We start from the raw sequence: 12,370 nt of genomic DNA, 5'->3' as shown, positions 1-12,370 counted from the left end.
GATGCAATCACAGATGGCAATTTCCAGCAATGACAGATCGCAGCCGGGCCCGGCCCGGCCGATGGCGGGAATTTGCGCGATTTTGCTTGGGGTTTTCCTGAGCGTCCCATTGGCCTCAGAGGCAGGCGCACAACCTGCGGTGAAGCCCGCGGCGGAAGCGGCGCCCCAAGCGGTCCCCGGATTCTGGGATCCGCGGCGGCGGCCGGAGCGGCCGGACCTCTCGCGCATCACCATGATCCGCTTCATGACCGAGACCGACTATCCGCCGTTCGATTTCACCGGCCCGGATGGCAATCCGGCGGGCTTCAACGTCGATTTCGCCCGCGCGCTGTGCGAGGAGATCAAGGTTCCCTGCACCATCCAGATGCGGCGGTTCGAGACGCTGATCGACGCCATCAACACCAATCGCGGCGATGCCGTGATCGCTTCGATCGCGGCATCGCCGGACATTCGCGCCAGGCTCGATTTCACCGACCCTTACTATCGCGCGCCCGCGCGTTTTGTTGCCCGCGCCGGAGAGGCGATGGCCGAGGTGCGGCCGGAGAACCTCACCGGCAAGAAGATCGGCGTGATTGCCGGCTCCGCGCATGAGGCCTATCTGAAGGCGTTCTTCACCGACGCGCTTGCGGTCGGCTTTCCTTCCGAGGATGCGATGCGCACGGCGCTGCGCCGGAGCGAGGTCGATCTGATTTTCGGCGATGCGATCTCGCTCGGCTTCTGGATCAACGGCACCGACTCGGGCGAATGCTGCACCTTCGCCGGTGGGCCGTTCGTGGAAAGCCGTTATTTCGGCGAGGGCATCGGCATCGGCGTCAGGAAAGGCAACGACCTGCTGCGCCAGGCGCTGAACTGGGCGATGTTCCGGGTCTGGGAGAAAGGCCGCTACACCGATTTGTGGTTGCGGTATTTTTCGGTTAGCCCGTTCTGAGAGAGAAGTTGGAGCGCGCGGGATGAGCCCCGCGCGCGAGCGGAGTGAAGATGTCGGAGACGATCACGCGATTTGAAGATATGTCGGCGGCGGACCTGCGCGCGTTCGCCGAGCAATCCAACGCCTGGCCGTTCGAGCAGGCGCGGCAGATCGTGGCTCGCCTGAAAAAGAAACCGAAGGACGAGGTGTTGTTCGAGACCGGCTACGGTCCCTCGGGCCTGCCGCATATCGGCACGTTCGGCGAAGTCGCGCGCACATCGATGGTGCGCCATGCCTTCCGTGTGCTCACCGAAGACAAGATCAAGACGCGGCTTCTCGCCTTCTCCGACGACATGGACGGCCTGCGCAAGGTGCCGGACAACGTGCCGAACAAGGAGATGCTGGAAGAGGACCTCGGCAAGCCGCTGACTAAGGTGCGCGATCCGTTTGGCACACATGACAGCTTCGGTGCGCACAACAATGCGCGCCTGCGCGCCTTCCTCGATACTTTCGGTTTCGACTATGAATTCGCATCTTCGACCGATTACTACACGTCGGGACGCTTCGACGAAACGCTGCTCAAGGTGCTCGCGAAGATCGATGAGGTGATGGCGATCATGCTGCCGTCGCTGCGCGAGGAGCGTGCGGCGAGCTACTCGCCGTTCCTGCCGATCTGCCCGCGCACCGGCGTGGTGCTGCAGGTGCCGATCGTGGCCCACGATGCGAAAGCCGGCACCGTCTCCTATGACGATCCGGAGACGAAGGACCGCGTCACTGTTCCGGTCACCGGCGGGCATTGCAAGCTGCAGTGGAAGCCCGACTGGGCGATGCGCTGGGTCGCGCTCGGCGTCGATTACGAGATGGCGGGCAAGGATTTGATCGACTCGGTGAAGCTGTCCGGCAAGATCTGCCGCGCGCTGGGCGGCACGCCGCCGGAAGGCTTCAACTACGAACTGTTCCTCGACGACAAGGGCCAGAAGATTTCCAAGTCGAAGGGCAACGGCCTCACTATCGACGAGTGGCTGCGCTATGCCTCGCCGGAATCGCTGGCGCTGTTCATGTATCGTGAGCCGAAGGCAGCCAAGCGCCTCTACTTCGATGTGATCCCGCGTAACGTCGATGAGTATCAGCAATTCCTCGACGGCTATGCGCGGCAGGATGCCAAGCAGCGGCTCGGCAATCCGGTGTGGCACATTCACTCGGGGAAGCCGCAGGCCTCCGACATGCCGGTGACGTTCCAGCTCTTGCTGACGCTGGTGTCGTCGTCGAATGCGGAGAACGCCGAGACGCTGTGGGGTTTCATCGGCCGCTATCGGCCGGGTGTAACGCCGCAGACCCATCCGCGCCTCAATGCGCTGGTCGGTTATGCGATCAACTACTATCGCGATTTTGTTGCGCCCTCGAAGGAGTTTCGCGCGCCGAGCGAGAGCGAGCGTGTGGCGTTGCAGGATCTGCGCGACGCGCTGGCGCAACTGCCTGCCGATGCATCGGCCGAAGACATCCAGAACGTCGTCTACGAGATCGGGCGGCGCGAGCCGTTCCTCGATCACAAGAAGGCGGGCAAGGATGGCCGGCCGGGCGTGTCGCTCGACTGGTTTAACATGCTCTATCAGGTGCTGCTCGGGCAGGAGAAAGGCCCGCGCTTCGGTTCGTTCGTTGCGGTCTATGGCCTTGCCAATGCGGTCGGGATGATCGACGCGGCGCTGGCGCGTAGCGCTTGACGTATCATGTCGAAGGCGACGCGCGCGACGAAGATGCTGGAGCAGGCGGGTGTCGCCTTCTCGGTGCGCACTTACGAGTATGACAGCAACGCCGACAGTATCGGCCTGCAGGCGGCCGCGGCGATCGGCGAAGATCCGTCGCGCGTGCTGAAATCGCTGATGGCGCTGGTCGATGGCAAGCCCGTCTGTGTCATCGTGCCATCCGACCACGAAGTCTCGATGAAAAAACTCGCCGCTGCGTTCGGCGGCAAGTCGGCGCAGATGATGAAGCCTGCGGATGCCGAGCGGCTGTCAGGCTACAAGGTCGGCGGCATCAGCCCGTTCGGGCAGATGCGCCCGCCGCGCGCCGCTATCGAAGAGCAGGCGATGGCGCAGGACCTCGTCTACATTAATGGCGGGCAGCGCGGCCTGCAGGTGCGGCTTGATCCGCACGACGCGGTGAAGGTGCTGAACGCCATCGTCGCGCCGCTGGTGACGTGAGTGCGTATCCCGGACGCGCCGCGTTCGGGGCACGATCATCATCTCACGCAAACATCTCGATCCGGCCGTCGAGCGCCATCAGGCCGGTCTCGACGCCGAGTTTCGGCAGGCGTTCCTTCATCTGCATGCGGAAGGCGGCAAGCGCTGCCTTATGCGTCGCGGTTTCTGCTTTCCAGGTGGCAACGCTGGCCTCGCCATAGGCGATCTTCGCCGCGCCGCAGTTGCGATGGTTGATTGCGATCACCCGTTTGATGTTGTGCAGTTCGACCGAGGTGGTGACGTTGTCCCACCACGCCTTGTGCCAGTCTTTGAACGGCTCGGCGACGACGCCGACCGCGGCGCCTGCGATCACGAACTGGCTGACCTTGCCAGTGAGATTGCGACGGCGCGTATAGCGGCGCACTGGCTCCTGCAGGCGCGGGTCGATGCAGGAGAGCACCATCGCGTCATAGACCTTGCCGCGCGCGAATGAGAGCGAAGGCAGCATGGTCGCGAGTCCGGCAGCGGCGCCGGTCGTGAGAAAGCGGCGGCGATCGAGGCGGTGGGTCAGCAAGTCCGTGCAGCAGGTGCAGCCGTGAAATTCCATTATCAGGTCCTTTGCTGGAAGGCGTTACTGGCTCGCCCAGACGATGCGTGCGATCCAATCGATCTCTGCGGTTGGGAATGTGCGATCGGGATGGGCGGGATTGAGCGATTGCAGCTCGATCACCTTCTGGGTGCGTCGGCGCAATTCCTTCACCATCACCTCGCCATCCTTGGTCTTGACGACGACGCGGTCGCCGCGACGGATCGGCGCGCCGGGCGACACTACGATGACGTCCCCGTCGCGATAGGCCGGCTTCATGGAGTCGCCGGAAATCTCCAGCGCATAGGCATGCTCGTCATTGACCGAGGGTAGTCCGACCTCGTTCCAACCCTCGCCGACCGGAAAACCGCCATCGTCGAAATAACCGCCGCTGCCGGCTTCCGCAAAACCGAGAAGCGGCACCTGCACGGTGCGCGAGGAACTTTCGATGAAGTGCGCGAAAGTGTCGACGCTGACGCCGGTTGCGGCCAGCGCCTTCGCGACAGATTCCGTCGAGGGCCAGCGCTCGCGCCCGTCATTCGTCACGCGCTTCGATTTGTTGAAGGTGGTGGGATCAAGCCCGGCGCGTTTGGCGAGGCCTGAAGGCGATAACCCGGCGCGCGCCGCGAGGCGGTCGAGTGCAGCCCAGATTTGATCGTGTGTCATCATCGTCAGACCGTCCGGCCATCCCCGGCTATAGGAATTATTACCTTGATTATGGATTTTCGCAATTGGCTGCGGATCGCAAAGCCGCTCAATTGCGGATCGCGGCAGGTCAAGTCTTGAACTCGGGCGCGGCGGTGGCTAGGGTTCGCCCCGCGCTAAAAACGCCAATGAACTCAAACACTCCCGGGATACCCGTTGTCGACCATCTATAAAATCTGCCCGGCCGAGGCCTGGCGGGAGGCCGAGCGGGCAGGTGCCTATCGCGGCAGCCCGGACGACCAGCACGACGGTTTCATCCATTTTTCCACGGCGGCCCAGCTTGGCGGCACGCTTGCGAAGCACTTCGCCGGACAGGCGGGGCTTGTCCTCGTTTCAGCACCGGCGGCAGCATTTGGCGATGTGCTGCGCTGGGAGCCCTCGCGCGGTGGCGATCTGTTTCCCCATCTCTATGGAGATTTCGATCCGAAACTGGCTGAGGTGGTGACGCCGCTCGCGCTCGATGCGGATGGCCGTCACCGTTTGCCGGAGGCCTTGTCGTGATCCGCCTCTTCGACAGCCTGACGCTGCCTTTACTGCGCAAGCTCGATCCCGAGCAGGCGCATCGGCTTGCGATCAAGGGCCTGCGCAGCGTGCCGATGCCGCGTGCGAAGCCGGACAGCCCGAAACTCGCGGCGCGTTTCTTCGGACTTGATTTTCCGAACCCGGTCGGGATCGCGGCGGGCTTCGACAAGAATGCCGAAGTGCCGGATGCGCTGTTGCGGCTCGGCTTCGGTTTTGTCGAGATCGGCTCGGTGACGCCGCTGCCGCAACCCGGCAACCCGCGGCCGCGGCTGTTTCGTCTCGAACAGGATTCCGGAATCATCAACCGCTTCGGCTTCAACAGCGACGGCGCGGAGGTGGTGCTCGGCCATTTGATGGCGCGGCGCGAGCGTGGCGGCATCGTCGGCGTCAATCTCGGAGCCAACAAGAACTCGGCCGACCGCACCGCTGATTACGTCACGCTGATCGAAGCCTTCGCGCAGGTGGCGAGTTACTTCACCGTCAACATCTCCTCGCCGAACACGCCGGGCCTGCGCAATCTGCAGCAGGCCTCCGCGCTCGACGATCTGCTCGCCCGTGTGGTCGAGGCGCGCAACAGCACGCCGGCCGAGGCGGGACCGGTGCCGCTGCTTCTCAAGATCTCGCCGGACCTCACGCTCGGCGAACTCGACGATGTCGTGCACATCGCGCGCGTGCGCGGCATCGATGGCATGATCGTGTCGAACACCACGCTGGCGCGTCCGGCAAGTTTGCGCGAGCGCGGCCTTGCGCTCGAGCAGGGCGGGCTGTCGGGACGTCCGTTGCAACGGCTTTCGACCCGCATGGTGGCGGAGACCTATGTGCGCGTCGAAGGCGCGTTTCCGCTGATCGGCGTCGGCGGCATCGATTCCGGTGGCGCGGCTCTGATGAAGATCCGTGCCGGCGCGTCACTGATCCAGGTCTATTCCTCGCTCGTCTACAAGGGGCTGGGTCTCGTCGAGGCGATCAAGACCGACCTGTTGTCGACGTTGCGCCGGACCGGGCGGGATTCGCTCTCCGAGATCGTCGGCGCCGATGCCGCGATGATCACTGCGGAAGAGTGGCCGGTGTAAGCGGGCGGGCGAACGAAGCCTCGAACAGCTTCGGATAGCGCAACGCCTGAAAGCCGCCGCGCGCCAGCAGGAAGATGAGCAGCGACAGCCACAGCCCGGTATTACCGAGCGGCAGCAACAGCGCCCACGCTGCGAAATAGAGCGCAAGCGACAGAAGCATCAGGTTGCGCATGTCGCGTGCCCAGGTCGCGCCGATGTAGATGCCGTCGAATGCATAGGCCATCACGCCACATACCGGTGCCAGCGCCGCGAGCCACATGTACTCGCGTGCGGCGATCCGCACATCGGCGCTTGTCGTCATGAGATCGATCAACGGACCACCGCCGACCAGCAGGATGAGCGTCACCGCTGCGGCGGCGATTGCGCTCCAGCCGAGCACGAGCTTTGTCGCGCGCTGGAAATTGCGGCGGTCGCGTGCGCCGACGCTGTAGCCGGAGAGTTGCTCGGCTGCGGTCGCGAGGCCGTCGAGAAAGAACGAGCCGATCACGGCGAAATTGTTCAGAACGGCGTTCGCCGCGAGCACCACGTCGCCCGAGCGTGCACCTTGCGCCGTGAAGAAAAGAAAGGCGCCGGTCACCGCCGCCGTCCGGATCATGATGTCGCGGTTGATGGCCATCATGCGCGAGAGCTTGGCGCGGTCGAGCACCACGGCGCGCGACAGGCGAAGTGCGTGAGGGCCCAGTATCCGCCGCGCAACCCAGAGGCCGAGGATGAGGCCGCAGCCTTCGGCCAGGATTGCGGCATAGGCGGCACCGGTGACGCCCTGGTTGAGCTCAATCACGAGCGTTACGGTCGCGACGATATTGATGAGGTTGATGGCGATCTGGATCGCCAGCGCGAGGCCGGTGCGTGCCTGACCGATCAGCCAGCCAAGCAGAACGAAATTGCCGAGCAGGAACGGTGCGGACCACAGCCGGACCGAAAAATAGAGCCGCGCGGCTTCAGTGGTCTCGCGGCTTCCGCCCATGAGATCGAAGGCGAGCGTGCTGAGCGGCTTCTGCAGAATCAGGAGAACGACGCTCGAGACGATAGCGATCAGCAGGCCGCGGGCGAGTGTGGCGCGGACTTCCAGCGCTACGCGTGCACCGAGCGCTTGCGCGGTCAGCGCCGCGGTGCTCATGCGCAGGAACGCGAACAGCCAGAACAGGCAGTCGAACACGACGGACGCCATGGCGACGCCGCCGAGCAGATGCGCTTCGCCGAGCTGCCCGATCACGCCGGTCGCGACGACGCCGAGCAGCGGCGTCGTCAGGTTCGCGAGCATCGCCGGGCCGGCGATGGCGAAGACCCGGCCATGCGTCAGTTCGTTCATCGAAAAGATGCAGTCCGAAAGGAGAGGGTCGGTGAACCCTTAGCGCATGCGGTTGGCGCCGAACAGCCGCGACAACAGCCACAGCGGAATGACGATCACCGCGCCGAGGATGAAATAGCGCCAGAGGCCGTTGAGGGCGTCGAAGCCGAGGTTCCAGATCCAGTCGGCAAGGCGGCGCAGGCTCTCCACGATATTCCATGGGTCGAGGCCGATGGCGGCGAGGACCACGCCGACCAGAACCGACATCAGAACGAGCTTCAGGACGACCGCGAGCGGTGAGCCACCCAGGAAGCGCGAGAACTGATCGCTGCTCCGCGCCGGTATTTCTCTCGCCTCGTTCTGCATGGCCGTCTCCGTCTTCGACAGGTGCATAAGATTAGCACGCTTTGGCGCAAGTGGGGCCGTAAACCGCCGCCGTCAAGCGCCGTGCTCCAAAAGGTCGAGTGGCCCTTGGCATAGCGGCCCAAGGATCGGGCACGAAAAGCCCGCCGCGCCGTTCGATTTCTGATGTCGCCCGCCTGCCGCCACGCTATACAGGACCGCTTTTTTCGAGGCTGCCTGCATGCCCGCGCCGCTGTTCCTGTCGTCCGGTGATCTGATTGCCGATCGCCGCTACGACTTTGCGCGCGATTTGCAATTGCGGGGCGACCTGATGGCCGCCGCCGATCTGATGACGCAGGCGGTGGAGCGCGCACCGCATTTTGCCTCGGCGTGGTTCGCGCTCGGCGAACTGAAGCAGCAGCTCAATCTGCACGGCGAGGCGATTCGGGCCTATCGCAAGGCGCAGGAGGCCGACCCGCAGGATCGCCATGGCGCGAAGCTGCGGTTGATGCGCCTTGGCGTCGAGACGCTATCCGAGATGCCGCCGGCCTATGTGCGCGCGCTGTTCGATCAGTATGCGCCTTCATTCGAGCACGCGCTTCGGACCAATCTCCATTATCAGGGGCCTGAGTTGTTGCTGAAGGCGGTGCTCGTCGCCTGTCATGGGTTGAAGCGCCCGGCTTTCTTCAAATCAGCGATCGATCTCGGCTGCGGCACCGGGCTCGCGGCGCGTGCATTTGCGGGCAATGTCGACAGCTTCATCGGAATCGATCTGTCGCCCGGCATGCTGGCGCAAGCGCAAACAACCGGGCTTTATCACCGGCTCGAAGCGGCCGACATGGTCGAGGGTTTGAAGCGCGAGGCGGATGCGGCGTTCGATCTGGCGCTTGCAGCGGATGCGGTGATCTATCTTGCCGACCTCGCTCCGGCCTTACGCGACATTCATCGCGTGCTGCGCCCGGCCGGGCTTGTCGCCTTCACCACCGAAACGCATGGCGGCGACGGCGTCATTATCGGTGCGGGGTTACGCTATGCGCACGGCGCTGCGCATGTCCGCGCGGCGATTGCGGATGCGGGGCTGATGCCTCTCAGTCTCGAGGCCGCCTCGAACCGGACCGAGAGCGGCGTGCCGGTACCGGGGCTGATCGCTGTTGCGTCCAAAGCGTAAGAGATTGCGGGCGGAGCGGCCTAGAGCATTTTCGTTTCGAGTTGAATCGCGTCTGTCGCAGCGTGGTCCTTCACCTCTCCCGTGGGGAGAGGTCGGATTGCGAAGCAATCCGGGTGAGGGCGTAGGAATCTATCGATAAATTTGGAGCCCCTCACCCCAACCCTCTCCCCACCGGGGAGAGGGAGCGCATCGAGCATGCCGCACCGCTTCCACAAAAGAGGAAACGCTCTAGCCCTTTGCCGCCTTGTGCTTGCCAGGCTTCGCGGTCTTCTGGGCGCGTTTGGCGTCCCAGCCGCCCGGAGGCGTCGCCACTTGCGTGGCCTCGGCCGGCTGCTGCTCGATCGTGAAGCTCTGCACCGCGCGCTTGGCGGAGGCCAGCGTATTGGCGTCGAGGCGCTTGGCGACATCATCGCGCTTGCGCTCCGAGTCGGCGTCGCCCTGCGCAGCGGCGAGGCTGAACCACTTGTAGGATTCGGTGAGGCTCTGTTCGACGCCGATGCCGCGGGCATACAGGATGCCGAGGTTGAACTGGCTGTCGGCGACGCCACGCTCGGCGGCCCGCAGGAACCAGTAGGCGGCATTCTTGTAGTTCGGCTTGCCGCCGCCATCGGCTTCCAGCACCGCGAGATTGTGCATCGCCTTGGCGTTGCCGTGATCCGCCGCCTGACGATAATAGCGATGGGCAAGGCCGATATCCTTGCGAACGCCGAGGCCCTTCTCATAGAGCGTGCCGAGACGGAACATCGCGGGTACGAGGTTGGCCTGTGCGGCGCGGCCATACCATTTCGCCGCCTCGTCGTAATTTGCGGTCACGCCGCGGCCTTCCGCATAGCGCAGGCCGACTTCATAAGCCGCACTCGCATCGCCTTTCTTCGCGGCGGTCCGCAACACAGGTCCGCCGATCGCGTCCGGCAGCGGTGCGGGCGTGCCGATCGGTGCAATCGAGCCGGTGACATCGTTATTCGCGGGCGGCATCGCAGGCGGAGCCGGTGCGATGGCAGGAGCCGTCGCCGGGGTTGCTGCCTGTTGTGTTGGCTGGCTCGGCGGCGGAGCAAGCGGTGCGTTCAGCGACTGCTTGTCGATCGGTGTCGGCGAAATCATCGACGGCGCATCAGGCGCAGCGTTGGGCATGCTGTCGCCATCGTCGCCATCTGCATCCTCGACCGGTGACGGCGTTGCGGGCGGCGCGATATGGGATTCGATCGCCGGCGACGCGCGGTCGGTTTCGCCGCTGTGCCAGAGATTGCTCGCCATCTTGAAGGTGCCGAGCACGATCACGAATACGCTGACGCCGACGAGCAGCGCGCGCACTTTGGCTCCGCGAGAGCCCTGTGCGGGCGCATCCTTGGTTGCGGCAAGCTTCGCGGCGTCGTTCAGCGCAGTCACGCGCGTCGCTTTCTTGGCGGGCGGCGAGGGCTGCGCAGCCTGGGCCGCCTGCGCGGCGCGGCGTGCCGCCTGAATGAAGTTCGAAGAACTCACCGGCCCCTTGGCCTGCGGAATGTCGCGGAGGGCGTTTTCCGATTGGGCGATGCGCTCGGCCGCGGACGGGCGTGCGCCGCCACGGCTGCCGGGCTCGAGCGGATGGTCGGGCGGCAGTGCTGGATCGATTGGCGCGCGCGTCGGGCGCGGCGCGGCGCCTGCCATCGCGGCGTCCTTCGCCAGCGCAGGCGAGGGTCCCATGTTGCGCTCAGCGGCAGCGGCCTTTTGCAGGAGCGCCGGGTTGGGCATCTCGGGGCGGGTCTGCGGCGGGATTGTCGGTGCAGCCGGTCGCTGCGGCGCGGGCACCGGGCCGGACAACGGCGCCTGTGGCGGCGTATGCGTGGGCGCAGGGCGGGCCTGACGCAGGTCGCCTTCGATCTGCGCGAGGCGATCGACCACATGGCCGAGGGTGTTGTGAACGACCTCGAGTGAATCCTGCGTATGGCGCGTGGTCTCGACCTGATTCTGGCGCATGTCCGAGAGTTCGCGCCGGATCGCATCGACGAACGCCGGGTCCATTGCAGGCGAGGCGTGTGCGGCTTCGGGGGCGCTGCGCTGCTGCAGCATCTGCATGATTTCGGACAGGCCGCTTTCGACGCGGTTGAGATTCCCGGAGCGCGCCTCTGACGTTTCGAGCCGCTCCAGAAGGTGGGCGACGCGTTGTTCGACATGCGAGAAGGTCGCAGCCGCATCGCCGCCAACCTGCAGGCTATCGAGGCGATCGGAGAGCGTGCGCACCGCATTGTCGAAATGGCTGGAATCGGCAGGCGCCGGGCGCTCGCGCTGCTCAAGCGTCGTCGTCAGTGTGGCGATGCGCTGCTCCAGCGCCGCGAACATGTCGCTGTGCGTGGCTTGCGAAAGCTGGTCCACCCGCTGCGACAGCGTGCGGATATTCTCGGAGAGCTGCGACAGCGCCTCGTTTGAGGCGATGTTTGCGACGATCGTTTTCAGCGCGGAGATCGCCTCGTTGAGCTGATTGAGCGTGCCAGGATCGCCGCTCGTGCGGACGATGGTGTCGATCTTGCTGCCGAGATGGCGAATCGCATCGTCGAATCCGGCAAGCTGTTCGGCCGGGGTCAGCGAGCGCAGTTCGCTGCGAATTTCAGAGAGCGCGCGTTCGACCGCGCCAAGGGCGGCGCTGTCGGCGCCGTTCTGGTGCGTTTCGTCGATTCGCCGCCCGAGCGAACGGATTTCACCTTCGAGCGATTCGATCGCGCGGCGCGGCAGCGCCTCGGTGATGGCGTGGCGGATGTCGGCAAGCTCGGAGCGGAAAGCCGAGATCGATTGCTCGATGCCGTCGGGGCGGCGCAGCGTCTCGATCTGGCTGGTAATGCCGGCGAGCTTGCGTTCGATGCTGTCGAAATTCGGATAGGGCTGCGGCACCGGCGCGGCATGAACGAAATTCGGCGCGCTGCGCCGCAGGGCGTCCTGCGCGGGGCTCGGCCCGTCAAGCTCACCCTGTCGGGCGATGATTTCGGCAATCGAGAGATCGAGTCCTGGCGCCTGAGGCGGGGCCAAGGGAGGCCCCATGGGAGGCGCCATCGGTGGGGACATCATCGGAGCCATCACCGGTATCGGCGGTGCCATCCGCGGAGCTTGGTAAGTCTGCGGCGCTTGATAAGCCTGCGGGGCTTGGGCCTGTGGCGCCTGCATCAACGGTGCGCGATCGGGTGCCGCGATTTGCGACAGCCGCGCGTCGAGCCGCGAGATCGCCTCGTTGAGCTGCTGGGCCACGTTGTTGGGGGCGCCATGTGCGGCAGGACCGGCGGAGAGATGCCCGACCTGCCGGGCGATGGAATCGAGGCGCTGATGAATCTCGGCGATGTCGCGAGCTTCCCGCTGGGACAGTGAGCGCGGATCGGTGCCTGTGACGTTGCCGGACATGGGTTCGCCGGGCGTGGAACGGTGACGCTGGTCGGGCCGCTCCCGGGTGGAAGGATCAGTTCCTTCAGATCCCCATGATTGATGAAATGCCATGCCCTCGCCCGGTGTCTGCCGCCGGTTGTCCCGCCTTCGGCCGCCTCGTTGAAAAGACAAACGAATTTCCGGCGCAGGCAGACCGCTTCAGGGCTGACTTTTTCGTGTCACGGTAAACAACGGGTTAAGGAGATTGCGCGGGC

At 64.9% G+C, this 12,370-nt stretch carries 11 protein-coding genes; 6 read left to right on the top strand and 5 right to left on the bottom strand.

All coding sequences use genetic code 11. From position 1 onward, the window contains the following. Position 1 precedes the first annotated feature (1 nt). Genes OCA5_RS16465 through ybaK form a run of 3 tightly spaced genes read left to right on the top strand, consistent with a single transcriptional unit; the run spans position 2 to position 3,108 of the window. Positions 2 to 928, top strand: a complete 927-nt coding sequence (locus OCA5_RS16465) for a transporter substrate-binding domain-containing protein (protein WP_013913400.1) — start codon at positions 2 to 4, stop codon at positions 926 to 928. 50 nt (positions 929 to 978) lie between these two features. After that, positions 979 to 2,628, top strand: a complete 1,650-nt coding sequence (locus tag OCA5_RS16460) for a lysine--tRNA ligase (RefSeq protein ID WP_012561841.1) — start codon at positions 979 to 981, stop codon at positions 2,626 to 2,628. Positions 2,629 to 2,634: 6 nt separating this feature from the next. After that, entirely contained in the window at positions 2,635 to 3,108 is a 474-nt protein-coding gene (ybaK, locus tag OCA5_RS16455; RefSeq protein WP_012561842.1) for a Cys-tRNA(Pro) deacylase, read from the top strand. Between the two features lie 43 nt (positions 3,109 to 3,151). Here the strand turns inward: ybaK and OCA5_RS16450 are convergent, their stop codons facing one another. Beyond that, positions 3,152 to 3,694: a carbonic anhydrase gene (locus OCA5_RS16450; RefSeq protein ID WP_012561843.1), complete on the bottom strand. Its 543-nt coding sequence runs from the start codon at positions 3,692 to 3,694 to the stop codon at positions 3,152 to 3,154. 24 nt (positions 3,695 to 3,718) lie between these two features. Next, the gene (locus tag OCA5_RS16445; protein ID WP_012561844.1) at positions 3,719 to 4,342 is read right to left on the bottom strand and encodes a S24 family peptidase; all 624 of its coding nucleotides are present in this window, start codon (positions 4,340 to 4,342) and stop codon (positions 3,719 to 3,721) included. Positions 4,343 to 4,534: 192 nt separating this feature from the next. Here OCA5_RS16445 and OCA5_RS16440 point away from each other — a divergent pair, with 192 nt between their 5' ends. Both OCA5_RS16440 and OCA5_RS16435 read left to right on the top strand, forming a co-directional pair. Further along, the gene (locus tag OCA5_RS16440; protein WP_012561845.1) at positions 4,535 to 4,879 is read left to right on the top strand and encodes a DUF952 domain-containing protein; all 345 of its coding nucleotides are present in this window, start codon (positions 4,535 to 4,537) and stop codon (positions 4,877 to 4,879) included. Then, on the top strand, positions 4,876 to 5,970 hold the full coding sequence (locus OCA5_RS16435) for a quinone-dependent dihydroorotate dehydrogenase (protein ID WP_012561846.1): 1,095 nt from the start codon (positions 4,876 to 4,878) through the stop codon (positions 5,968 to 5,970). Before OCA5_RS16440 ends, OCA5_RS16435 begins: the two co-directional genes overlap by 4 nt. Here the strand turns inward: OCA5_RS16435 and OCA5_RS16430 are convergent. Both OCA5_RS16430 and OCA5_RS16425 read right to left on the bottom strand, forming a co-directional pair. After that, on the bottom strand, positions 5,945 to 7,282 hold the full coding sequence (locus OCA5_RS16430) for an MATE family efflux transporter (protein ID WP_012561847.1): 1,338 nt from the start codon (positions 7,280 to 7,282) through the stop codon (positions 5,945 to 5,947). The genes OCA5_RS16435 and OCA5_RS16430 overlap by 26 nt on opposite strands. Before the next feature lie 39 nt (positions 7,283 to 7,321). Further along, entirely contained in the window at positions 7,322 to 7,627 is a 306-nt protein-coding gene (locus OCA5_RS16425; protein ID WP_012561848.1) for a DUF6460 domain-containing protein, read from the bottom strand. A gap of 217 nt (positions 7,628 to 7,844) precedes the next feature. Between OCA5_RS16425 and OCA5_RS16420 the strand changes: the two genes are divergently transcribed. Then, a complete protein-coding gene (locus OCA5_RS16420; protein ID WP_012561849.1) occupies positions 7,845 to 8,771 on the top strand; it encodes a class I SAM-dependent DNA methyltransferase in 927 nt (308 codons plus the stop codon). Between the two features lie 228 nt (positions 8,772 to 8,999). Here OCA5_RS16420 and OCA5_RS16415 read toward each other — a convergent pair whose 3' ends face one another. Beyond that, positions 9,000 to 12,227, bottom strand: coding sequence for a tetratricopeptide repeat protein (locus tag OCA5_RS16415; RefSeq protein WP_013913399.1), 3,228 nt, complete (start codon positions 12,225 to 12,227; stop codon positions 9,000 to 9,002). Positions 12,228 to 12,370: the final 143 nt, after the last annotated feature.

This window comes from Afipia carboxidovorans OM5 (genome assembly GCF_000218565.1).
Lineage (GTDB): Bacteria > Pseudomonadota > Alphaproteobacteria > Rhizobiales > Xanthobacteraceae > Afipia > Afipia carboxidovorans.
This window is presented reverse-complemented; position numbering and strand designations above follow the sequence as displayed.